Source organism: Anabaena sp. FACHB-1391 (assembly GCF_014696755.1).
GTDB lineage: Bacteria > Cyanobacteriota > Cyanobacteriia > Cyanobacteriales > Nostocaceae > Dolichospermum > Dolichospermum planctonicum.
In genome coordinates this window covers 1-26,218 of the sequence record NZ_JACJQS010000024.1, presented here as the reverse complement: position 1 = coordinate 26,218, position 26,218 = coordinate 1, and the positions used below count along the sequence as shown (strand labels likewise).

The 26,218-nt window shown below is 37.9% G+C and carries 16 protein-coding genes; 3 read left to right on the top strand and 13 right to left on the bottom strand.

Annotated elements, in window-relative coordinates:
- Window positions 1–93 precede the first annotated feature (93 nt).
- Entirely contained in the window at window positions 94–417 is a 324-nt protein-coding gene (locus H6F62_RS12765; protein ID WP_028091097.1) for a hypothetical protein, read from the top strand.
- A gap of 228 nt (window positions 418–645) precedes the next feature.
- Here H6F62_RS12765 and mutS read toward each other — a convergent pair whose 3' ends face one another.
- The 6 genes from mutS to H6F62_RS12735 all read right to left on the bottom strand — a co-directional run bounded on the left by mutS (window position 646) and on the right by H6F62_RS12735 (window position 13,016).
- The gene (gene mutS, locus H6F62_RS12760; RefSeq protein WP_190372206.1) at window positions 646–3,234 is read right to left on the bottom strand and encodes a DNA mismatch repair protein MutS; all 2,589 of its coding nucleotides are present in this window, start codon (window positions 3,232–3,234) and stop codon (window positions 646–648) included.
- A 163-nt stretch (window positions 3,235–3,397) separates the two neighbouring features.
- Window positions 3,398–4,132 (bottom strand): DUF4276 family protein, encoded by a 735-nt coding sequence (locus tag H6F62_RS12755; RefSeq protein ID WP_190372205.1) that lies wholly within the window; start codon window positions 4,130–4,132, stop codon window positions 3,398–3,400.
- Entirely contained in the window at window positions 4,132–5,349 is a 1,218-nt protein-coding gene (locus H6F62_RS12750) for an AAA family ATPase (protein WP_190372204.1), read from the bottom strand. Before H6F62_RS12750 ends, H6F62_RS12755 begins: the two co-directional genes overlap by 1 nt.
- A gap of 303 nt (window positions 5,350–5,652) precedes the next feature.
- Window positions 5,653–6,771 carry a hypothetical protein gene (locus H6F62_RS12745; RefSeq protein ID WP_190372203.1) on the bottom strand — a complete coding sequence of 373 codons (1,119 nt, stop codon included), beginning with the start codon at window positions 6,769–6,771 and terminating at the stop codon, window positions 5,653–5,655.
- A gap of 125 nt (window positions 6,772–6,896) precedes the next feature.
- Window positions 6,897–10,307: a virulence factor SrfB gene (locus H6F62_RS12740; RefSeq protein WP_190372202.1), complete on the bottom strand. Its 3,411-nt coding sequence runs from the start codon at window positions 10,305–10,307 to the stop codon at window positions 6,897–6,899.
- Between the two features lie 141 nt (window positions 10,308–10,448).
- Entirely contained in the window at window positions 10,449–13,016 is a 2,568-nt protein-coding gene (locus tag H6F62_RS12735; RefSeq protein WP_137908289.1) for a dynamin family protein, read from the bottom strand.
- Window positions 13,017–13,698: 682 nt separating this feature from the next.
- Here H6F62_RS12735 and H6F62_RS12730 point away from each other — a divergent pair.
- Complete coding sequence (locus H6F62_RS12730) at window positions 13,699–14,925, top strand: glycoside hydrolase family 10 protein (RefSeq protein ID WP_137908279.1); 1,227 nt, start codon at window positions 13,699–13,701, stop codon at window positions 14,923–14,925.
- A 28-nt stretch (window positions 14,926–14,953) separates the two neighbouring features.
- Here the strand turns inward: H6F62_RS12730 and H6F62_RS12725 are convergent, their stop codons facing one another.
- From H6F62_RS12725 to topA, 7 genes are all read right to left on the bottom strand, one after another.
- Window positions 14,954–15,475 carry a hypothetical protein gene (locus tag H6F62_RS12725; RefSeq protein WP_306420221.1) on the bottom strand — a complete coding sequence of 174 codons (522 nt, stop codon included), beginning with the start codon at window positions 15,473–15,475 and terminating at the stop codon, window positions 14,954–14,956.
- Between the two features lie 26 nt (window positions 15,476–15,501).
- The gene (locus H6F62_RS12720) at window positions 15,502–16,107 is read right to left on the bottom strand and encodes a VWA domain-containing protein (protein ID WP_137908280.1); all 606 of its coding nucleotides are present in this window, start codon (window positions 16,105–16,107) and stop codon (window positions 15,502–15,504) included.
- Window positions 16,108–16,149: 42 nt separating this feature from the next.
- Window positions 16,150–16,755: a VWA domain-containing protein gene (locus H6F62_RS12715; RefSeq protein ID WP_028083158.1), complete on the bottom strand. Its 606-nt coding sequence runs from the start codon at window positions 16,753–16,755 to the stop codon at window positions 16,150–16,152.
- A 69-nt stretch (window positions 16,756–16,824) separates the two neighbouring features.
- On the bottom strand, window positions 16,825–19,380 hold the full coding sequence (locus H6F62_RS12710) for an HDIG domain-containing metalloprotein (RefSeq protein WP_190372201.1): 2,556 nt from the start codon (window positions 19,378–19,380) through the stop codon (window positions 16,825–16,827).
- A gap of 300 nt (window positions 19,381–19,680) precedes the next feature.
- Entirely contained in the window at window positions 19,681–20,613 is a 933-nt protein-coding gene (locus H6F62_RS12705; RefSeq protein WP_190372200.1) for an ADP-ribosylglycohydrolase family protein, read from the bottom strand.
- A gap of 209 nt (window positions 20,614–20,822) precedes the next feature.
- The gene (aroQ, locus tag H6F62_RS12700) at window positions 20,823–21,272 is read right to left on the bottom strand and encodes a type II 3-dehydroquinate dehydratase (protein WP_137908284.1); all 450 of its coding nucleotides are present in this window, start codon (window positions 21,270–21,272) and stop codon (window positions 20,823–20,825) included.
- A 421-nt stretch (window positions 21,273–21,693) separates the two neighbouring features.
- A complete protein-coding gene (topA, locus tag H6F62_RS12695) occupies window positions 21,694–24,309 on the bottom strand; it encodes a type I DNA topoisomerase (RefSeq protein WP_190372199.1) in 2,616 nt (871 codons plus the stop codon).
- Window positions 24,310–24,881: 572 nt separating this feature from the next.
- Between topA and H6F62_RS12690 the strand changes: the two genes are divergently transcribed.
- Window positions 24,882–26,218, top strand: a 1,337-nt coding sequence (locus H6F62_RS12690) for a calcium-binding protein (RefSeq protein WP_277878594.1), incomplete at its 3' end; no start/stop codon positions are given.

Below are 26,218 nucleotides of genomic sequence, written 5' to 3'. Positions count from 1 at the left end.
CGCAGCGGTGAGTTGGTATTTAGTTTTATGCAAATTTTCGAGTTATTGAAATTGACCTAAGACACATATTCACAAGGTGAAATTGGTATTTTTATGATGGATCGTTACTCTATTCAATGGATTGAAGCGTGGTGCTTAGAAAATGGCTGGACAGATTTATTTATGGAGAGACGTGGGAATTATTGGGCGTTTCCTCCGGGGGGGGTGATGCCAGAACCAATACCAATGAATGTGTTAAGAATAATTAAAGAGGAAAATGGCTTCACTAATCAAGAAATGTACTGGGCTTGTGCTGCTATATCCACCACAATTTTAGCAGTGATTTATACTTTTTGGTTTAAATGTCCGATTCCTCTGGTGTTATCTTTTGCGTTTAATGCTGTAACTGTAGCACAATTTGAACCAGAAGATGCCTAGAGCCTTGACCCAAGAATTACAGCAGTTTCCGATCTGATGAGGTACAGATATTCATGATAAAAATCCTGTGGTGCGGGCTTCTTGCCCGCAAAAATTTTACCTCACCATTAGGGTAATATGCTGTAAGTGTTGGGTTATGGCTTCGCCACACTTCGTGAACGTTCCTCAACCCAACCTACAAAACTATAAAACTGCTATTGTTGAGAGTTTTTACCTGATAACAAATAACTACTCTAAATTTTGCAACCCCATCGCTATTTTACTGTGTTTTTCGATTTGTGTCATTACCTGTTTTGCGCGTTGAATCACTACCGGGGGTAAACCGGCTAATCTTCCGGCTTCAATACCATAAGACTTATCAGCGCCACCGGGTTGAACTTGATGTAAAAAGATAATTTGGTCTGGTAACTCCTTAACCGTAACTTGATAATTGGCGACATTAGAAATAATAGTAGCCAATTCATTCAACTCATGATAATGAGTAGCAAAAATCGTCCGGGATTTAATATCAACAGCCAAATATTCAGCCACAGCCCAAGCGATTGATAACCCGTCAAAAGTTGCTGTGCCGCGACCAATTTCATCTAACAAAACCAAAGATTTCAAAGTTGCATGATTGAGGATATTAGCAGTTTCATTCATTTCCACCATAAAAGTAGATTGACCGGTAGCCAAATCATCCACCGCACCAACACGGGTAAAAATGCGATCGCATATTCCCAATCTAGCAGAACGAGCCGGGACAAAACTCCCCACCTGCGCCATTAATTGAATTAACCCAACTTGACGCAAATAACAACTTTTCCCACTTGCATTGGGACCTGTCAAAATCACCAAATCAGGATATAAAGACAAACCCTCCGTATCCTCCGTGGCTCTGTAGTTCGTTTCCTTATCCCCTAACCGAGTAGAATTAGGGACAAAAAACCCAGAAGGTAAAGACTGTTCCACCACCGGGTGACGACCATCAATCACCTCAATCTCTCTACCTGTCAGCATTTCCGGGCGACAATAACCCTGATGTGCAGCCAATTGTGCCAAACCAGATAATACATCAGCGGCGGCCACTGCGCGGGAAACGTTGCGAATAATTTCGGCTTGATTACCCACTTCATCTCGTAAGGCGTTAAAAATCTGATATTCCAGTTGATTCAAATCATCTCGCGCTGTGAGAATGCGTGCTTCTCGTTCTTTCAAATCGGGAGTAATGTAACGTTCCTCATTTGTCAGCGTTTGTTTGCGGATGTAATTATCGGGAACTTGGTCAGATTTACTGCGGGAAATACTGATATAATAGCCAAAAGTTTTATTAAATCCTACCTTTAATGTGGGTATTCCTGTTCTGGCTCTTTCGTCAACTTCTAAATTGGCAATCCATTGTTGATCACTTTCTACAGTAGCCTTTCTTTCGTCCAAAAGCGTATTAATACCTGCGCGAATTAAACCACCTTCTTTGAGATGTATAGGTGGTGATTCTACGATATGGGCCTGTATTTTTTCTGCTAGTTCTTCTAGCACCGGAGGAACTTTTTGCAAGGCCTTCAAGAAAGGGGATTTTGCATTGGCAACTAAGCGAGATAATTCAGGTAATCGTGAGAAAGAATCAGCTAAAGCGACTAAATCCCGTGCATTTGCTCTACCAGAAGCGGCTCTAACTGTTAAACGTTCTAAATCGTAAATTTGCTTTAATAATTGCCGGATATCTTGACGTAAAGGGGTATTTTCTATTAATTCCTGAATGGTATCTTGGCGTGATTTAATCCCTTTAATTTCCAGTAGCGGTTGTAACAACCATCTCCTTAAAGCCCTGCTACCCATAGCGGTGCTAGTTCTGTCTAAAGCCCATAATAGAGAACCATGAAATGTGCCATCGCGGACAGTTTGAGTAATTTCCAAGTTACGGCGTGTTTGATGGTCTACAATCAAATAATCCGTGAGTGTATAGGTGCGTAATAATTGCAGAGATACAGGATTGGCTTTTTGTGTATCTTCAATGTAGTCTATAAGACCACCAGCGGCGCGAACAGCGAGGGGAAGATGTTCACAACCCAAACCTTCGAGCGATCGCATTTTGAATTTCTGTAATAATTTACTCCTAGCTTCTGCTTGGGAAAAGGGAACTTGAGAACGTAAACTGTAACAAAATGATGGTGGTAAACACTGAGGAAGGGATGGGGAAGTTTCTCCTGGACGCAGTAAACTACCTAAATCCGGGGCATTAGTGGGAAATAGCACCTCAGCGGGTTGTAACCGCATTAATTCTTGGGTTAGGTGTTCTAAATTACTGCCTTGAGATGTGAGAAATTCCCCAGTTGATATATCTGCATAGGCTAAACCCCAATGATTGACAGCAATTACTACAGCAGCTATGTAGTTATTACGACTTGCCTTTAGCATTCCCTCTTCCAACAATGTCCCAGGTGTGAGAATGCGCGTTACTTCTCGCTTTACCAAACCAATAGCATCAGCGGAGTCTTCTACCTGGTCACAAATCACCACAGCGTAACCTTTTTCTACCAGTTGGGTTGTGTAGCGTTCCCAAGCGTGATGTGGTACACCTGTCATGGCAACGCGACCAACATCACCACCGTGCTTACTGGTTAAAACTAGTTCTAATTCTCTGGAGACGGTTACAGCGTCTTGAAAAAAGGTTTCAAAAAAATCACCGACTCTATATAACAGCAAAGCATGAGGGTATTTATCCTTCATGTCTACGTAATGCTGATACATTTTACTCAGCTTACTGCGGTCTTCTACCAGATTTGTATCAGTAAGTGGTGTGTTTGGTGAATTTGGTTCTGGTGTCGGATTCGTCATGGTAGATGCTGAGAGTTGATTTCCACTGTTTTTGATGATAGCGTGATGTGGGAACTTGGGAGCGATCGCTTAAAGTTTATTTATTTTTTTTGTATTTTAGAGTGAATATGGCTCACGCAGAGGCGCAGAGGCGCAGAAAGGGTGAGGTTTGATGTGTTTATTTTTAGTTATGGTTATTGGTTGATACATCCATTATTGCTTGTATGGTTGTGAAAATGCGATTGCAATAGGGGGAAGCTTGACGAACTTTATTTGCATCAAGACGTTTTAAAATTTCTAAAGCATGAATAGGATTGCGTTTAGTTTGTTTAGTATATGTACCCTGCTTGGAGTTACGAGTTGCTGCTTTTAGCCATTGAAATAACGTATCTTTGGAAACTTGTTCTAGATTTTCACATTTTGCCATCTCATGCATAATTTTTTCTTCTCTAAATCCTTCCCCATAGAAATTTTTTAAAGCATCAATATCAGCAACAAACCATGCTTCCATAGTTTGTACCATCAGGTGACATTGTTCATCATTAAAACTCAATGAATCTAAAATCCAAGGTTGATCTTCTTTTCTATTTCTCAAATGTTCCCAAGGAGTATCATCAGGAGAGACAGGAGATTCAGAATCTATTAATAAAACATTAAAAGCTTCTGGATGATCTTCTAATCCCCATTTGAAACTTTGATAAGCCTTAACGCGAGAACCGCACATAATCAACCTAATTTTAATATCATTTATCTCAGCAATATCATAGAGTTCTTGGAAAAAACTATAAAAACCAGGACTTAAACTTCTAGTTGTTTCTTTTCCACTGATGATACCACTACGAAACCCAGGGCGTTGTCTAGGTATTAGTTCAGTATCATCTTCATTTCCCGCACCCTCAATATAAATGTAAATTTCCATTACCAGGGATTTCCTCCAGTTTCACCCATACGCCAAAGGTCGCCAAGAGTATATTTTTCTAACCATTTTTTTAATCTATCAGGTTGAAGACGCTTGAGATAAGAGCCTTGATTATTACGTTCACAAACTACCACAGATTCAGGATATTGACTTAAACCAGTAATTAAAGCATCGGAATGGGTAGTCACAATTAATTGGGTGCGTTGAGAAGCTTGAATTAGTAACTCAGCAATGATGTACATGATATCTGGATGTAACCCTAATTCTGGTTCTTCAATACAAATTAAAGGTGGTGGACTGGGATGACATAGTATAGTTAATAAGCATAAATAACGCAGTGTACCGTCTGAAAGCCTGGTTGCTGGAACTGCCGAAACCAATTTTTTCTCCCGCAGAAATACCTGTAATGTTGAACTTTCTACTCTAACTGTAATATCCTCTACTGCATGATAAAATTTCTGTAAATGCTGGAGTAATTCTGGTTTTTTTCCTGCATAATCTAAATTATTTAAAACATGACCTAAGTTTCTAGCATCTTCATCTAGAAAATCAATAGGTAAATCAGCAGGTTGCGCCATTCTTGGTGGTGTATATCTTCCTAAATTCCATTCTCTATAAGTACGAATTTTAGAAAATTCATTGCCTAAATAAGTTAATTCTGGATAAGAATCCAAATCTTTTTTCTGTGATAAAACGGATTGATTCGGACTAATTTCCTCTTGGCGCAAATGACGTTGAGTTCTACCTGTTTCTGTACCTGCTTGTCCATCAGGAATAGTTCTCACATTTAAAATAGGTCGCCCATTTTGATAGCGGTAGAAAAAATATACATCTTTTGCTTCTTCATTGTTTCGATGTTCATTTTCTACAACTTCATCTACTATATCTAGTCTTTGATTAACCATAGTAAACCCCAGCTTATAACGTAGAGGCATTATTCCTTGTGGGTAATTGATGATTGCTTCAATTTCCGCTGTGGGAATACCTTTTTCACCTTTCCAAAGCCACTCATTAACACCTCCTCCTTCCCGAATAGGAGCAGTTAAATTGCCTGGTGTTGCTTGTAACAATCCAATAGCTTCTATTAAATTAGACTTACCAGAACCATTGGGACCAATTAACACATTTAATGGTTGTAGTTCTATTTCTTCTCCCTCACTTCCATAGGAAAGAAAGTTTTGTAATTTGATTTTATGAATAAATCTTTTACCTTCCATTGATTTCTCCTTATATTAAAATATTTATCCGAGAATACTATTTACTTTATCATTTTTGGCGATCGCTGCGAGGGTTTGATACCCATTGAAAAATTCGTCATGGTAGATGCTGAGAGTTGATTTCCACTGTTTTTGATGATAGCGTGATGTGGGAACTTGGGAGCGATCGCTTAAAGTTTATTTATTTTTTATTTTTTTTGTATTTTAAGTGAATATGGCTCACCCAGAGGCGCAAAGAGGAGGTCAATATCTGGATTATACATTAATAAATGAAAGTAAATTTTATTTAACTGTTTAGTCATCCTAGCGTAAAGTCCGAAATATCACCCTTCCTGGATACTCTTGTTGATTGATTTTGGCATAGACTCGCAAACAAGTTAATACCTCTCCCGGAGTACCACCACAATCTAATTGCAAGTCATCTTTAGAAAACTCACAAACATCAGCATACAGTCCTGATAATTGTTTGATTCTCACTTCATTACCTGCTTTTATCGCTTTATCAGCGGCTTTTCTCAGGATACGACGGGATTCTTTTTGTAATTTTCCCCACCAGGAATAACTTTCAGCAGGAGGGATAAATACTAGAGAATTAATAGCTTCATCTATGTCAATCCAGGCACATAATTCTACAATTATATCAATATTTTCACTATATTTTTGGATACGGTAAAAGCGATCTTTTAAAGCGTCAATATATTGATGACGTTGTTCTAATTTGGAATTTAAAGAAACTACATCGAAGCTAAAAACACTTTTTAAAGCATGATGTAAGTCTGTATCTATTTCTATAAATTTAACATATAAAAGTAAAAATCCTGCAATTGAATATAAGTTTTCAGAAAGATGATTTTGGGTAATTTCTGAATTTAGTAAAGCCTTTTGAGATAAACATAGTCCTTTGGCTTTAACTGTACCATTCAACCCCGGATAAATAATTTCATCGCGGAAAAATGGTAATTCTTCAAGATTTTCATGATCTACAATTGCACCTAATTCTTGCGCTGTTTTCAAAGCAATTTCTCTCCAAAATATCGCTAGATCTTCGGGAACTCGCAGCAATTTTCTCTGAATTTCGTTCCATATTTCCCCATCATTTTGACTCTGAATTGGAGAAGTCCCTAAATAAAAATTTAATTCTGGATCGTTATTAAAAGCTGCTTTTAATTTGAATAATTTTAAGTCGTTTATTAATGGAGATTCTTTTAATTCCCCTAGATCCTCAACTTCTTCAATAAGTCGGGTATGTTGTAATAATTCATCAAGTTCTTGTAGAAGTTCTTCACTTATTCCTATTCCCGGATCAATGGGATATTCTTGATTTGCTTGGGTTAAAATTGCGACTAATCCATATAAATTAAACCGCAATATTTTGGCTAATTCTGAGTTTTCTGTATTGAGTAGTTTATGTAAATTCTGCATAATTTGACGAGGATGAAAATAGAAAATGTAGGTTTTTTTAAGCCACAGCGTAACCCAGCAAAAAAACAACTAAATGATTAATAATGTTGGGTTTCCTTGCGTCAACCCAACCTACGGAATTAAAGCTAATGAATACCGCAAAATGGATCACGTTCTTTATCAACTTCGTTGGGTTGTAATTCCAATTCTGTCCGATAAACACATCCTTCTTGTTCGAGACATTGTTGATGATTAGATGTCCAATAAGGAACAGCACCAGCGTGTATTCTTAATATTCCTGCATGATCAAGAGTTACATGATATTGACAAGGATAATCTGTGATCATATCGGGTTTATGCAGTGTACCAATTCGCAGCCATTTTTTGGTATTTGTATGACTATCAATTTGATAAATATAAAAGGTATGTTGACCACTTTGGGGAAATGGTGGTAAAGGTTTACTGATTAATCCTGTTCCTGGTTCTTTGACACCATCTTGTAAATAATGAAATGTTTCCATGGTCTTACTATCATTATTATCAACTGCAAATACTAAATGATAAGCATGAGGTTGATCAACTGTGGCTGATTCTAAAACATTAACAGCAATATCACCATCATTTAAGTTATGCTGAGGGTTTTCTATGGCTATATTCCATTTTAAATTACCATCATTAAATAAAGTATTTTCCGGCGGAGATATAACTGAATTAATGTTAATACCAGGTACATCTATTAAGTAATGGGGATTACCTCGACATAGTAAAACACTAAATTGTAAAGCTTGATCAATCTCAAATTGGATTTTGATTTTTTTGAGAAATTCCTGTTCTTCCATGCCCAATTTATCCATTAATATTTTACCATCGAAACTTCCCCACAGGCGAAAAGTTCCGTTTTCATAATCTTGACGATGGATAATATTAGTTAATTGTATACCCTGCCAAGGTGTCCGCACTTTAGCAACAGTGTCTAAAGGTGCAAGTTGATATAGTTCTTGTCCAGCACTAAAAATGGCTAATGGTTCGTTACTTTGGGTTTTGCGTTTGAAGTTACAGGGAAGATAATAAAACAGGTTTTTAACATCAATTTCTAATTGATTTGCGCCCTTGCGTAACAGATTTTTAGATTCTTCAGGATCAAATCGAAAACGGCGCAATTTTTCGGCATAACAAGCACCTGCGGAGGTGGCAAGTTTTGTAAATTCTAAAACAAAAGTAATCCGTTCTGGGTTCCAAACAAAATATGGTGATTTACTAAATTCTTCGTAAATTTGTTGTTGAACTAAATCAAGATTACAAGTTTTTCCAGATAGAATTAACCAATCTACTTTTTGATTAGGTTCTGAATTGAGACGACTTTCTATTAAACCTTTAGCAATACCAATTGCTTCTTTAATAGATGAGATGATAGCCCGTTCAAATTGCTGATTATCTAAAGTTAAGGAAATAGATTCAGGGCTTCTCACTTGAAATTTAACTGAACTTTGGGCCAGAAGTTCGCCTATTTGTTGTTCATTTAAAGTGAAGGTTAATAAAGAACCATCCTTGGGTTGTTTTTGTCCTAATTTGAGTTTAGCCGCTTCGGCATGATCCCATAAAGTGTAAAAGGTTTGCAGACGTTGAGGTGCTTGTTGCCAGCGAGTTGGTAATACTTTTTCGGCTGTATCTAGGGCATCTTTAAAAGCAACGTCACCTTCGGGATTTTCTTTATCTATACATTTTAATAAACTACCGGTTTGAAATTTTCCGTCTTCTAAAAAACGTTCGTTTAATTCGGAGTTAATTAAGTCTTCTAATTTATCACTTTCAATGTCACCTGTAGTGACTGCGGTGAGAAGAAAATCAGAAATGGCGACTTTTAATAGGCGGAAAATTCGCAATGTAATTAATTCACCACCTAGTTGTAAATGTCCTGAAGAACCTAATAATTTAGGAGTTAATTTATAGTAACGTCCTCCTAAACCTCTATCTTCATTATCTGCAAAAAATGGAGTTTTATCTTCTAGGGTAAGTTCAATTAAAGCTAAGTCTGTTGTACCACCACCAATATCTAAAACCAGAACATTTTGTGACCATTTATTCCCATTTTGACGACAACGAGTTTTGAAAGATTCAATGCCAATATTCAGATTACCGCCAAATTCTCGCCACAGAAAAAAGATAGCGACAGAAACCGCTTCATCATAAGCTGTTTGTACATCATCAATACCTAATTCTTGTACCAGTTGCTTAATTTCTTTGCGAACTATTGGCGGGGCTACGGTGGGATAAGTGACAACTGCTGTTAAAAAATCGCCTTCAGAAAACCTGCGTCTAGCCCGTTGACGATAATCTTCTGTTAACTCAATTAATTGCGCCCAAGCTGCTTGAATTAGGCGATTAACTTGAATATTCTCTTCTTCGTTTTCTAGGATAATTGGGAAAGATCGATCTTGTCCAAAATAGCGTTTGGGTGAATGATGAAATCTGCTAATAATTTCTTTGACTGAAACAGTTGTTCCCTGGGCTATTGCTTTTTTTCTGTTATCTCTTGCGTCTCTACCCATCTGTAGTTTTAATGGGATTAATTGCGATACTTCCATTTCACTGGGAATTTCTGTATTGCGTCGGTCAATATCTAAAATTACGGGAATTAAATTTTGTGATTCTAATGTAGGAACACGAAAAACTTCATGATATATAGCATAAAGTTTTTTACTAACAGCCCGACGAAATCTATCGCTTGTTCCTAAACATAATTCAATTTGTCGAATGGCTTCTAAAAATAATTCTTTGTGATCACTTTCAAAAATCTCACTTAATTGTTCTGGTTGTATTTGTAAGTTTTTGCTAATATCAACTAGGAACTTTTCCCACTCACTAGCACTAACATCTACTAAGGCTAAATCTGGAGGAGAATTTAACCATTCAGTCATGCGTTGTCTTAATCTCAGTTCTTGTTCTTTGGGTAAAATTTCCGCAATGGGGACTTCAATGGGATCAAAAAGTGTAACTGTGGAGTTAGAAGTACCAAAATCTAAAGCTAACCAACCAGGAAATCTTTTCTTTTGTTTTTCGTTGAGTTTTTCACTCAGTTGTTGACTTAAATTATTCAGATAGCTGTCAAACTGCGAATTGTTCATGGCTTGATGATTTCCTGTAAATGAATTTGGTGATTTTTGTAAGTTGGGTATAAACCAAAGATCACATTCGGCGGATATATGTTTAGATATAGACAAGTTTGGTTTTCCTGCACTGTCAGAGTCGAAATATTCAACAATTACCTTTAAGCTACAGTCAACTAATGTTATTAAAGGTGAATCTAATTGACATATATCTTGTCCTAATTGACAGATATTAATGATTTGTTTGGGTGTAGCTGAGTGAAATTGTCTATAGGTTCTTTGAATTTTTGCTGCTAATTGATTTGGTGTCCCCCTCACTATACAGTTAATTCGAGAAATGTACGGAATGTTGCTATTAACAGCAACAATTTGAATCGAAGGTAGATGCAACTGTGAGTTTTCTCTAACACCTAATTTAAAACTAGGTGGAATCTGAATTTCCACAGGCATTTTTAATGGTCCTTATTTAAGTTGATGGTTGATCACTGAATGCTGATAAATTAAATAAGGCAGAATTAATGAGGTCAGATCCCCGAATCCTAACATCAATTTATCATTTATTTACACAATTTGAAAAAGCAGTCGACGATCTTATGGGAGATTGCTATAAATAAATAATTCAGCTTCATTAATTGTAGCAATATCTGCTAAAATGTCTAACCAGGTGGGAATAGCTAGTTCCCCTTGTGAATCTCTAGCTGCAATATATCTTAGTAGTGCTTCTTGTTTGGAAAGGTTTTGCAAACTGGGAATTATTTGGTCTAAAATTCCATTGATTTCTATATTTACGTGCTGATTACTTTCACTGACATACTGTACTAAGTGGAGATTAGCACTAGCGGTAATTTCATCTCTTAGTCGCAAGACAAAAAGTTGATGATTAGCACTTCTGGATGAGGTTTGATTTTTCTCAGGAGACCAATCAAATATTTGTCCTACACTGTGTTTTTCATCTTGTCTGGCTAGGGGAAAAATACTGGCTGGGTTGATAGTTTGATCATGGTTATTGATTTCAGCAATAATGGCTTCTTTCCATTGACGAGGATCACATCCTAATAACAGTTTATAAAATAAATCAGCTTCTTCAGATCCAAATTTTTCTTCAATTTCTTGTTCCATTTCTGGCTGAAGAATGGTTTGTAGTTTTTCCCGTTCTAAGGTGATTTTATGCGCTAATGAGTTTAATAAGTCTATCACAGCTTGACGAATGCGATCGCCCGCAAAGTTTTCCAGTTCTTTAATTGTTTTCTCAAAGGCTGGATAAAAGTCATCACTCTTAGTTGGGAGGGAGGTATTCACCCGATTTCCTCGATCAAATAATTTTCCGGCTGCACCTTTAAATTCCGCTAGGGTAATTGTACCATTTTGGATTTTATTAAATAATAATGTCCACTGATTCCAATTCAAAATTCTTAAAGTTAGTTCATCTTTAATCACATCACTAACTACAATTCCCCTTCTATCTTTGAGTTGTTCTTTCCCTAAATCTTTTTGAAAGTTTCTGTAGGTTTTATCTAAACTTTCTATGGCTGATCTTAATTCTATTAAAGCCGGAGTATCGTTTGTAGGTATACCTTGTTCGTGAATTTCGGCAAGAATTTCTTGAAGATATTCTTGTTGTTGACGAATCGTATCAGCAGCCCGACGGGTATCTTCATATAATTGCTTTAATCCGTGATTAGCAACATGACTTTGAATCAATTCTCTTAATTTACTAATACCACCATCTTGAGCGAAATAACCTAATTGTCTTCCTAACTGATTACGACTATCTCCGGCAAGTAAACCCGCGCTTAAATTACCCCATTTTTCTTGTAATTTCCTCGATTTTTCCAAATAATCTGGATAATCTAAATTCGCTAGAAATTCCGCAGAACCAGCTTTAACTTGACTAGAACGTTTGGCTAATTCAGCTAACCCTAATAATGGCGATAATAAAACAATTCGGTCTTTTTGAGAAGTAAATGCTTCCGCGCCATCAATAATAGTTTTTAGAACTTTCAATTTTTGGAAAACTGTACTTATTTGTAATGGTTGATCATCAGATTGATTAGCAATTAATAAATCCAGTTCCCTTTCTCCTCCCTCACCTTCTAAAGGTAATTGATCAAAACGTCCCACTCCTACTATAATTAAATCCTTGAGGTCTTGTCCAGGGCGTTGTTGCTGCATCATGGTAAAGATTTTATTGGCGCGATCGCTCCCTGGTGATTTACCATTAAGTAAGACTAAAATTGTCTGTACCTGCGCCAATTCTCGCAATGATAAAAATGTATCCCTAGTTCCAGAATTAGCCGCACCCAAACCGGGAAAATCTAACAGCACAAATTCTTCCGCACCTGTGAGATCCCAAATTTCCCGTGATATTTTCACTTGAATATCAACACGACGAATTAAGAGAAAACTATTCCGTAGTAATTGAATAGTTAATTTTTGCGGCGCACTAGATAAGCGAATATGCGCTGGTGGTAAATCCTCAAATTTAAGAGATTGAATCGCTAGGGGCATTTCTGCCAGTTGTAAACCTTCACGGGCTGTAATACCATCAATTTGGTAAAAGCGACCGGATAAAGCCTCACCATAAGCCTGATAAGCCCGCAAAAATAGCACTAACTCCCGCAGCAAATAACGCAACTCTAAATTATTGGAACTTTTCCAAACTTCCTCACACCAAATACTAATATCTTTACCAGTCTTAATTTTATCTACCTGCAAAGGTGTGACACCAGCGGATATGGCGCGACGGTTTGCTTCTTTCAGCATGAAGTGTAAGCACTCATTTACCCCTTCATGGGATAAATATTCTACAGTGTAATTATCTACTTGAGTAGTTGCAAAACCATCCTGGGCTTGAATATGAATAGCGGTGACATTACCAGTGGTGGGATTTTCACTCACGGGTAAAGCGTCTGCATAACCAATGAGACTCCCTAGCAGCAAACTTTTACCACTACTAAATTCCCCCATGACACCGATTTTCACCGGTGAGGTTGCCAGTTCTACCGTTTTCACAGCGGCTTCTCGCAGCCGCAGCAGACAATCATCAAGGCTAATGGGAACCCAATCTTCATCTTGGGAAGGATGTTGGGGTACGGAGTCAATTTTGCGGAGGATAAATTCACCGTACTCTTTTATTCGCGCCAGCTTATCTGGTTCCATAGAGTGGTCTTTCATTCGAGTTCATTTGCACAACAGGGTTATAACACAAAACCTAAAAATTACCACTACTAGTGTAACGAAAAGCAGGCGGATAATTGGCATACAGTAATATCTAAATGTGATAATTTTTACTAATTATTTTAATTATTTTTACTAATTATTAATGATAAAAATCTTGTGGGGTGGGCATCTTGCCCGCCCTAATGCCCTAATATAAGGCTTGCTGATAGCGTAGCGTGGCGTTAGCCATATAAACCTAAAACCATTTATTAACAAAGGGTTTCGCGGATTTTTACCACAAAAAAGTGCCAGGTTTTGGCTAATGGTGTCTCAAAATGAATTGCATTTTTCTTTGTCGGATTTGGAAAATTGAGGATATCCAGACAGTTAAAACTGTTCCCAGTTAAGAGTTAAGAGTTCCCTGCCCTCACAGACAACTTTTTCAGCAAGCCCTATATATTTTTAGACTATTTGTGGTATGTTTGTGATGTTTTTTCTGGAGTGATTGGCCAATGAGCGAATCAAGATTCAGAACAAAAACAAGATTCTTAGGTCATTTATCTGCAAAATGCTATATAATTGCCTATAAATAACAAATGTCAGGGTAATTCATGAATTACATCTACTTGTGAATCAAGGAATTTTAATATAGTTAATTTTCTTACCATATTCTCAAATTAAAATGAAAGTCAATTACCACAATTTTTTCCTCTATTTCCAACAGAAATTACTTAAACCGTTATTTCGGTCTTGGTTTTTAATTTCCTTAATCACAGTTTTTTGGGTAAACACTTTGACACCTGTTAACGCCCAAGTACCACGTCAAGAAATTCGTGGTGTGTGGATCACAAATAATGATTTAAATATTCTCAAAGATCGGGCTAAAGTTCAAGAAGCTGTAAGCCAACTCAGAGAACTCAATTTTAATACTGTCTATCCCGTGGTTTGGAATGCTGGATATGTGATGTATCCTAGTAAAGTAGCCAAGGATTTAGAAATTCAACCTTTTGTATTTAAAGGACTAGATGGACATGATATTCTCGCGGATTTAATTGATAAATCTCATCGTCAAAAATTACTGGTAATTCCTTGGTTTGAATTTGGATTTATGACTCCTGATACTTCTGAATTGGCATTAAATAAACCAGGATGGTTAACACAAAAACAAGATGGTGGTACAACATCTGTGAGTGCTGCTGGTGAAGTTTCATGGTTAAATCCATTTCACCCAGAAGTACAACAGTTTATTATTGATTTGCTGGTAGAACTTACTAATAAATATGATATTGATGGTATTCAATTTGATGATCATACCAGTTTACCCCATGAATTTGGCTATGATAAATATACAGTTGACTTGTATACTAAAGAAACTCAGAAAAGTCCACCCAAAGATTATAAAGATCCAGAATGGGTAAATTGGCGAGCAAATAAGATTACAGAATTTATGGTGAGACTGAACAATACAGTTAAGCAGATAAAACCAAAAATGATTTTTTCTATCTCTCCCAATTACTATGATTATGCCTACAAATTTCAACTGCAAGATTGGTTGAATTGGGCAAGATTAAACATAGTAGATGAGTTGGTCATGCAAGTTTATCGGGAGAATTTAGATAGTTTTACCTCCAAGCTTTCCCGTCCAGAAATAGAAGAAGTTAAACAAATAATTCCTACTGGAATCGGAATTATGGCAGGTTTAAGAACTAAGCCAGTCTCAATTCAACAGATTCAATCTCAAGTCCGCGCTGTCCAACAACGTGATCTGGGAGTAGCTTTTTTCTATTATGAAAGTCTTTGGAATATTGCACCAGAATCATTAGGAGAACGCTTGGCTGGATTTAAAAATTTATTTCCATATCCTGCATTGCGTATGGCTACACCAGACCAGCTATCAGAACTAGAGTGATTAAGTCGGTTTTATTGGGCTTACTTACTCAGGAATTAGTTTGTAAATAATCAATTGCTGCTGCTAATTTAGTAGGATAACCTTGAGCAAATCTCTCAAACCATAATCCTTCTGATGATAAAGGATCTAATTTAGCTAACCATTCTTGGGCGGGTTTTTCTAAAGCTTCTCTTTGTTTGGCTTTAAGTTTTTCTTGACGAATTTTCTCCTGTATTAATTCTTCTTGTTTTCGCAGTGCTTCGGCTGCGTCTTTTTCCAGAAAATCAGCTTGTACGTCTGATAATAAGTTATCTATAAATCCATCTGACTTAGGAGGAGGTGAATTTAATTGAATTTGCGGTAAGCTATTTCTAGAGTTAGATTGTGTATATTCGGTTTTAGCTGCCAAAAAATCAGCTTGTACGTCTGATAATAGTTTATCTATTAATACATCTGATTTCGTAGTAGGTAAAACCACTTTCACAGGGTTTAAATTAGCCTGTGGCGGCGTGTTTTTGGGTTCTGTATGTTCAGTTTTGACTTCAGCTAATAGCTTATCAATGGAATCCATATTTGTCATTCCTGGAGAATCTATTGTTAATCAGTGATAGCATTTAGTAAAACTTCTGATAAACTCATATCTTCCATATCATCCATGGTGACAGTGTCGCAAATATCAAATTTAGCACCTGCACTTTGCAGTTCATCATCCAAAATTTTCAAAAAGCGAGTAGCTTGAGGATCATTACCGACTTGAATAAAGGAAATAGCCAATTCTTCATCTTTATCCAAACAACGAGAAGCTTCAATAATTACCTTCATTACAGCTTTACGATCATCTGGTTCACCGTCAGTAACTACTAAAATTGTTTCTCCATTGAGTTTAGTTTGACCTGCTGCTTTGCGTTGCAAATAATCATCAGTAGCGTGTTTGAGAACCCCAGCTAAATCTGTTGTTCCTGAAGGATCATTTTCTTTGAAAATTTGTGAAACCTTGGCAGATGTCACATTTTCATAACGTTTAAATTTTCCAGAAAATAAGTAAATAGTAATACCATCGGGATCTAGTTGTTCACATTTACTTGCTAATGCTAAAGTTGATTCTTGTGCTGCGACCCATCTACTTCTTCCACCTTTTTGATCTGGGGTAGCCATGCTACCGCTTTTATCAATAATCAAGGTATAATCACGGTTTTCTAGCATGACTAAACTCTCCAGATATTAGATATTAGTAATTTTCGTTAATTAATCTGTGATGGCATTCATTAAAACATCAGTTAAACTCATGTCTTCTAAATCATCCAAGGTTATTGTATCACAAATATCAAATTTAGCTCCCACACCTTGTAATTGATCATCTAAGGCTTTGAGAAATTTGGTGGCTTGAGCATCTGAGCCGACTTGAATCATGGAAATTCCTAATTCTTCATCTTTTTCCATTTGTCGGGTAGCTTGTATAATAACCTCAAATACAGCTTTGCGATCATCTGGTTCACCGTCAGTAATCACTAAAATTGTTTCTCCATTGGGTTTAGTGTTACCTGCTGCTTTGCGTTGAAAGTAATTATTCAGGGCATCTTGCAATACACCAGCTAAGTTAGTTGTACCGGCTGGATCATTTTCCTGAAATATCTGGGAGACTTTAGCTGTTGTCACATCATCATAACGTTTAAATTTGCCGGAAAAAACGTAAACTGTAATCCCATCAGGATCAAACTGTTCACACTTTCTAGCTAAAGCAATGGTAGATTCTTGGGCTATTTCCCATCTAGTTCTACCGCCCACTTGGTCTGGTGTGGACATACTACCACTTTTGTCAATAATCAAGGTATAATCACGATCGCTCATCATAATCTTCCTTTTGTTATTTTCTGATCTTTAGTTTAACAGATACTTCAAGCCCGGACAGTTTCATCTTAATTACGAATCAGCAGCTTTTGACTTAGGATAAGCAATGCGTTTATGATGAAATTGTTGCCAAACATCCACAAATATTTGGGCAATTTTTGGCATTTCTTCCCTAGTTAATCCCGAAGCGATTAATTGTTCATCTTGCCATTTTGCCCGTAAAATATTATTTAGCATATTGAGTGCTTTATCTGGAGTGGCATTTTTCAGACTACGTAATGCAGCTTCACAAGAATCTGCTAACATGACGATGCCTGTTTCCCGTGATTGGGGTATGGGTCCATCGTAACAAAAATCGGCTTTATTGACTACAATCTGGGGATTTTCCTGGGCTATTTGTTGGGCTTGGTGATAAAAATAAGCAATGGCCATTGTTCCTTGATGTTCGGGAATAAAAGCCTGAATGGCGGTGGGTAAACTGTGTTTTTTGGCCATTACTAACCCTTCTGTGACGTGCTTTTTAATAATTTCCGCACTTTTCCAAGGATCTTTTATTTCTGTTTCATGTTTATTGGGACTACCAATTTGATTTTCAATAAATCCCAAGGGGTCGTGCATTTTCCCAATATCATGGTACAATGTCCCGGCTCTCACCAATTCGACATTACAGCCCAATTGTTTAGCGGCAGCTTCCGCCAGGGTGGCCACTAATAAAGTATGCTGGAAAGTCCCTGGGGCTTCTGTAGCTAGACGCTTTAATAATGGACGGTTGGGGTTAGCCAATTCTGCCAAACGGATAGGGGTAATGACATCAAAGAGCGTTTCCAAATAAGGACTTAAACCCAAAGCCACAATACTCCAAGCCCAACCAGATAAAGCAAATAAACCTGCTTCTTGGATGATATACCAACCTGAACCAAATACCCCACCTGTAAAGATTTTTAATAATAAATATATACCACCTTGGGTTAATGCCGTGACAACACCTAATAATGCTAGTTCTTCGCGCGATCGCAATCTATGAGCTACATAAGCACTTAACATTCCGCCCACAGCCCCCGCCAGCAGCACTAGAATATTTGTATCTACTGTAATTGGTAGTATTAACGCCAGTAACCCTGCTACCATTACACCTATAGTTGGTCCGTAGAAACTGCCTAGTAATAAACCAATGGCGCTCCAGGTGGTATAGGGTAAACCGAGAGCCAATACTCCGGGGACAGTGAGAGTAAGTAATAAAACTAATAAGCGATCGCGTTGTCGCAAATAGTTATGACTTTTTCTTTCTAACCAGACAAAAACCCAAATAGCTACGGTGACAACCGCTACTAAAACTGTTAAACCCAGCCAATTCACTTGATGACCAATCAAACGATAATGTGCTAATATCTCAAATTTTAATTGTGTAATTTTCTCTCCTTTCCTAACAATTATCTCGCCTTTTTTTACAGGAAACATTACAGATGGTATTTCTCTGGCTAGGATTTGAGCTTGTTTTTTAGTTTGCTCTATATCTTGTTTAAGATTTGGTTGCAGTACCGCCAATAATACTTTTTTTGCCAAGGATTCAGCCTCACTAGGCACAGATAATTGTACCTGTAAACTAACTGCATTATGTAAAATACTTTTGGGCAAGCCAGCGGCTATACCTTGGGCAATAATTCGTTCTGCACTTTTACGAATTCCCGTCTGTGTTTTTGCCCAATCATTATCAGATAAGGCTAAAAGCACAGGTGCTGTATAAACTTGTTTTACTTCCTCACCAGTTTCTATTTGTGATGCTTTCTCAATTCCTTGATTATATCTTTTTCTAACTTGCGATATTTGGGTAATCAGGGCAGAAAAATTACTTTCTGTTGTCATAAATTGATAAGCTTCTAGTTCTGATAATGCTTGCAAGAAAGCAGCCTCGTCACTCACGCCATTGGACAATGATAATTGCGGCTTGGAGTTTTGTTTTTTTGTGTTTTGTTGTCTGTTACTATCCAAAATTCCTATTAACTTTTGCCATTCTAATTCAGGAAAAGACCTCAGATAACTTTGAACATAAGGCGATAAAATTGAACTATTTAAAAAAGGGAAAATACCAACTATTGACCGAATTTCATTACTTATGCCTAATATCTTTTCCAACCGTGCATGAATTTGCTGATTGATCTGATTATCAATCATTAAAACTGGCGCAGAATTATCTATAGCTGCTTTCCGTTGCAGTTCTGTTTCTTCTTTATCTTCAATATTATCCGTATAGGGAGCAATAAATGTTTGTAAGGCAATACTACCAACTTTCATTCTTGGTTGGTTATAAAAATCACTTCCTATCACACTTGTGAGTAAGAATATTGCTAATACCAAAATTGTTGAGGAGCGTTTTTGATGTACCCACCTGAAAATAACTGTATCAATGCCACTCTCTCTAGTAACTAATTTAGCAGTTAATCTTTGTGTCTGTCTGTGTTTTCCCTGTTTTCCTTGATGATTATTTGCTGATAAATACAGAAGTATATTCTTGAAAAAATGCTTATGCAGTTTCTGGTGGTACTTTCCCTTACGAAATAGCGCTTTATACTGTCCCTGCCATTGCCTTAATTGCTGTCTCAAAGACTGCAAAAATCGCTGCGTTTTCATCTTTCCTTCCGCAAAATACCCCAGATATATCCTCCTTTCCCAAGCTAGATCATCAGCTGTACTGCATTTAATTTGTATAATTATAGCGGACAGGACTTGTACTGAGCTTGGCCGTTGTATGCCCCCACCACAATATCTAGCCATATTCTGATTATACAGTTTAGCTGCGTAACAGCTTAACTTAGGGAGGGATAGCAGTTTACATTTAACCGATACTTTTTTGCTAACTAATACTAACAAATACATAAGTTGAGATTGTCTCTCAACCAAGGCCTGAATGGGGTTAAATCATAATTTTGTTCAAAAATCAAATAGTAATCCTATATCATTTCCACGCCTACGTATAATCTTAGGAGCAGCAAAGATAGTATATCCTTTCTTTGTAAATTCGCCAAAATCACCACCAAAGTTATATGCTCCAGACCACACCGCCATCATTCTATCGGCTAATTCTAACATTTGGGAAAAATTATCAAGTCCCCATGGTGAGGAGTTAGTGAATGGAGGGGAAATTTGCCAATTTACTGGTATACCAACTATACTGTTATATGCCCCTGATAATGCTCCTGCCATTGCACCCGTAATATAGTCATGAGCAAAATCATGATTTTTCGTAGCGCGGAATACGGTCAAGGAAAAATCTTCTAGGGTACTCAGAAAACAGTAAAAAGCTAAACCAATATTGTTAATTAATGTTTCTGGACTGTTCAGTTCCTTTCTTGCTGTTTCTAGTCCCACTCCTTTTTTTAATAAATCATTGACTTTTATTAATTGTTGTGGTAAAGAACTTGATGTTTGATCTAAAAAATTAACTATTTCCGAAATCAGGTTGAGAGGGTCAATTTTTTCGTTCAGGGATTTAGCGATCGCATATCCTATGATTAAACTAGCATCTGTGATCAGTGGGCTATGTTGTTGGTTCAATATGAATATTCTTTGCACTTCTAGGATATTTTCTCGCATTTTCATAAGATTTTCATGAAAAAACATCACCACTGGTAATGTAGCGAAGATTATTTGTCCCCAGGAGTGAATATTTGTTTCTAATTCAATCCCTGCTTGTTCTTGACGCTTTAACCAATCATCTACATCTAACCTCCCCAAACTGATTAAACTTTCCGTACCCAAAACGGCGATTTTACCCAAATTACAACGGTTCGGGTTAGCTAAACTCTCACCTAAAAAAGCTCCCAAAAAACTACCCTTAACCCGATTTACCAAAGAATAACGCATAATTTTGATCAGGCAATTAGTCCGTTGTCCGTTGTCCCTTGTTTCCTATTACCTATTACCTATTACCTATTACCTATTACCTATTACCTGTTACCTGTTACCTATTACCTGTTACCTGTTACCTGTTACCTATTACCTATTACCTGTTACCTGTTACCTGTTACCTATTACCTATTACCTGTTACCTATTCCCCATTCCCCATGACCTCTTACTTCCTTAAATAAGACACCAGTGCTTGCAAGCCTAACAAATAGCTTTGAGCGCCAAAGCCACTAATTTGACCAATTACCACTGGTGCGATATAAGAATGATGACGGAAATCTTCCCGACCATAAATATTACTCAGATGTACTTCCACAGTAGGTAAATTAACAGCAGCGATCGCATCTCGTAGAGCTACACTAGTATGAGTGTAAGCTCCGGCATTAATGACAATCCCCTGATGATATCCTAATGCCCCGTGAATAGCATCTACTAAAACCCCTTCATGATTTGACTGCACGGGTAGTATTTGTGTTTGTAACTCCATAGCTTTGGAATTTAACAAACGATTAATTTCTGCCAGAGTCAAAGAACCATAAATTCCGGGTTCTCTAAGTCCTAGCAAATTTAGGTTTGGCCCGTGCAGTACAAGAATACTTAAAGCTGGTAAATTCAACTCTCACACCTACAGGACTTTAGCGACGGCGCATAGAACGTTCATGGACAGGAATCGGAACTAGTTCCGGTTCCGGTTCAGCCTCCGGACCTAGCAGGCTATCAATTAACTTCCGAGCTAATTCTTTCAGCTTTTCCAGTACCTTTTCTATATAATCCATTAAACTGACCGCTCCTGAGATACTACCTCAATTTTATTTAACAGGGTGGCAGAAACCGGCGTATGATCGCACTTTAGCCTTGCTTATGGTTGACAAATTCCCATAAGTATGGTATTTACTACCACGAGATTTCAATTTTGTGTTTTGCCTTACTTATTAGATTATCACATCCTTAATTAGTCATGGGGTAATTGGTGATAGGGAATAGTTATTGATCATTAGTCATGATCAAGAATTTATTCCGCCTAACTGCTGCTAAATCTAACTTGCTGCGTCTTTTTTTTTCCCTCTAGTAGTTGTTGATTTAGTGGTTTTGCGTGGAGATTTTGTAGATGCTTTAGCTGAAAGTAATTCAACAGCCGTAGACAACGTTATATTTTCTACTGATTCACCTTCAGGAATACTGGCATTAGTTTTCCCATGTTTAATATAAGGACCATAGGGACCATCATAGATACTAACTGGTGCATCATCTTCTGGATGTGTCCCCAACTCCCGTAAAGCTTCTTTAGACTTACTCTTAGTCGTAGAACGTCCTTTTTTTGGTTCTGCGAGTAATTCTAAGGCACGATTTAGGGAAATTGTCAAGACATCATCGGTAGATTTTAGGGAACGGTAATCTTTCCCTTCCTTCCCCTGGTCATGAACTACATAGGGTCCAAACCGTCCCAAACTAGCTTGGACTTTACCACCGGTTTCTGGGTGAGTTCCCAAAGCACGGGGTAGAGACAATAAACCGACAGCCATTTCTAGGGTGAGAGTTTCGGGGGTCACACCTTTGAGTAAAGAAGCTTGTTTGGGTTTAGGGTTTTCGTCGCTTTTATCGCCTAATTGAATGTAAGGACCATAAGTACCCAGTTTAATATAAATTGGTTCGCCAGTTTCCGGGTGACGACCAAATTGGTCAGGTCCTGCGGTTTTTTGTTTCAGCAGGATTTCCACCTGTTTAGGGTTAAGATCAGCCGGAGTCAGGTTTTTAGGGATAGAAGCGGTAAATACTTCCTCCCCATTGGTAACTTCAATATAAGGACCATATTTACCAATACGGACTTTAGCATCTAAATTTTCTAATTCTACAGTTCTAGCTTTACTAGCGTCAATTTCGCTTTCTTGTTCCTTAACCAAAGTTTCTAAACCCTGCTCACCAAGATAAAATTCCTTTAAGTAGGGTAGCCACTGAGCCTCACCCGTGGAAATTTCATCTAGAGTCTGCTCCATTTTAGAAGTAAAACTAGGATCAACAATATCTGGAAAATGTTTTTCCAGCAAATCAGTAACAGCAAAAGCCGTAAAAGTGGGAATTAGGGCATTATTCACCAATTGGGCATAATCTTTATCAATTATCGTACCAATAATGCTGGCGTAGGTACTAGGACGACCAATACCTTCACTTTCTAAAGTTTTCACTAGAGTTGCTTCTGTATACCGGGCTGGAGGTTGGGTTTCATGGCTGACGGTTTCCAGTTCATGACATTGGGGATGATCTCCAACTTTCAAAGCAGGTAAAATTACCTCTTGATCTTCTAAAGCAGCATCAGGATCATCCGACCCTTCAACGTAGGCGCGAAGGTAGCCCGGAAAGTCTATGCGCTTACCCGAAGAACGAAAACCAGCATCTTCAACTTGTATTTGTACAGTAATTTGAGTTTGGCGAGAATCAGCCATCTGTGAAGCAACAGTGCGCTTCCAAATCAAATCATATACAGAAAATTCCCGTCCAGTCAAACCGGTTTCTTGGGGGGTGCGGAAACTGCTACCGGCGGGACGAATCGCTTCATGGGCTTCTTGTGCGCCCTTAGATTTAGTTGTGTATTGTCTAGGTTGGGGACTCAGATATTGTTTACCGTATTTTTGTTCTACACAAGCGCGGGCGGCAGATATCGCTTGATCAGATAAATGCACGGAATCCGTCCGCATATAGGTAATATACCCTTGCTCATACAAATTCTGAGCTACCCGCATTGTATCCCGTGCTGACAACCGCAATTTGCGGTTAGATTCTTGTTGTAATGTAGAAGTGGTAAACGGTGGCGCGGGTTTGCGGGTGACTGGACGTTCTTCTATATCGGTCACTGTCCAAGTTTTCGCTTCTAGGCGGGCTTTTAGGGCTTCCGCTTCCTCTTCATTGAGTAAGACCACATTGCGACCTGCGGTAATCCTACCAGTTGTGGGGTCAAAATCGCTGCCTGTGGCAACTTTCGTACCGCCAAGAGTCACCAGAACCGCGCTAAAAGCGCTTTTTTCCTGCTCTAGACTAGCCTTTAAATCCCAATATGTCCCTTCATGAAAAGCTCGGCGTTGACGTTCCTTAGTTACTAATAAGCGTACTGCTACAGATTGCACTCTACCAGCGGATAATCCCCAGGCAATTTTTTTCCATAGTAGCGGAGATAGAGTATATCCTACTAATCGGTCTAAAATGCGCCGGGTTTCTTGAGCGCGGACTAACTGCTCATCAATGGTACGGCAGTCTTTCAAAGCTTTTTGAATTGCTTCCTTAGTGATTTCATGAAACACCATGCGCTTTGTCGGCACTTTCGGATTGAGCAATTGGTATAAATGCCAACTAATGCTTTCCCCTTCTCGGTCTTCGTCAGTGGCTAGAATCAGTTCATTTACGCCCTTGAGGGCTTCTTTTAACTGAGTAACAATTTTCTTTTTATCTTTGGGGACTACATAAATCGGTTCAAAATCAGCTTCTACATTTACCCCAAGCTGCGCCCATTTTTCCCCTTTAACGGCTGCGGGAATTTCGCTGGCCGACTGGGGAAGGTCACGAACATGACCCATGGAAGCTTCTACCCGATAATCATTTGGTAGGTAGTTGCGAATAGTGCGAGCTTTTGTGGGAGATTCGACAATAACGAGAGTTGACATGGAAATTTAAAATAAATAATAGCTATGCAGCTAAATAGTCAAGTTGGGTTAATTTTTGCGAAATGTCAAGACGAAATATCACGCCCAAGTAGTGATTGTATACTTACACAAACTGCCCAACAGCGGGGGAATTTTCTCAAATTCAAGTCTGGTGATTGTTTTGAGCATGAGAAAAGCAACCTTTGAGAGTCAATTGTCAGTTATTTCCATCTTTAACTTATCTAGCGCATAGTTGGCGACTATAGTTTGTAAAATACCCCAGGAATTTAATAGTACAGGATTCACAGTTGTTGAAAATTGGGGAATATAAACAATTTAAAATTACCTTAATTTTGTTAATTTGCCATTTTTTTAGGGATAATGTATTATAATTAACTTACATAAACTAAGTGTTAAACTAGGCTGGGTTTCAATTTAAAGTATTAGTTATCAAGATTTTAACTATTTTAGGATGATAAACTTGACCTGCATAGTAGCTTACAACTTGATTATAATTTGTAGTATGAATGTAGAGATTGACAGTTGTAAGTATTTGTGTCACATTATTTCTATAGGAATAAATCATCAAATCCATGAATACCTTGCTCAACTCTGCCCTGACGCTGACATATAACCAACTCAGCACCTTTGCCGATTTAGACAACTTCTGGAATTTATTTGATACGGCTTTTGGTACACAATACAACCGCAGCGGTGCGGAAATTCTGCGTTTACAGTGGCTATCTGGTGATTTTAGTCAACTTCCGCAAATTGAGATTTTAGATAGTAGCATTCTTGGCAATGCCAATGGGGCTTATGCCAGTAGCAATAATCAGATTTATTTATCAGCTAATTTTCTCGCAACTTCTACAGCAGAAGCTATTAGTGCAGTTTTGTTAGAGGAAATTGGGCATTTTATTGATGCTCAAATCAATCTCAGTGATAGTGCTGGTGATGAAGGGGCGATTTTTGCCGCTTTAGTACAGGGTAACAGTCTGGATACTACAACTTTACAAGCTTTGAAGGCTGAGGATGATCACGCCACGATTACGGTAAATGGGCAACTTATTCAGGTAGAGCAGCAGAATTTTGACGGAACTGCTGGGAATGACACCATTACAGGAACTTCTGGGGATGACACTATTAGTCCCTTACGAGGAAATGATACAGTAGATGGAGCAGCAGGGGATGATGTATTAGTTGTAGATTACTCCAGTAATACCTACAGTGGAATTTCTAGCGAGGCTAATAACAATGGCAATGGTGGTTTTAATGGTTATTACCGTGCTTACTACAACACCAATTGGAACAGTGACCAAGTAAATTTCAGTAATATAGAACGGTTCCAAATTACCGGAACAATTGCTAATGACAACATCGTTACTGGGGATGGTAATGATACGATTAATAGTGGCGCTGGGAACGATAGCATTACGGCACGTGGTGGTAATGATACGATTAATAGCGGTGCTGGGAATGATAGCATTAATGCAGGTACTGGGAACGATACCATTAATACTGAAGATGGGAACGATAGCATTAATGCGGGTGATGGTAATGACACTATTGATGCAGGTAATGGAGATGACGTAATTACTGGGGGGGCAGGAATTAATGTTATTGATGGGGGTGCAGGAATTGATACCATTAACGATGGTAATCTCAGTTCAGTTACCACAGCCATAACCATAGATGAAAGTAATACGATTAAAAACTTTACCCTAGCAGATGGAACAACTTACACCAACATTGAAAGGTTTACTAGTGCAACAACAGGTAGTGGTAACGATATCATTAACCTCAGTCAACGGATTAATAACAGCTTTAATACAGGTAGTGGAGATGACACCATCAATACCGGGTTAGGATCTGACACAGTAGATGGAGCAGCAGGGGATGATGTATTAGTTGTAGATTACTCCAGTAATAC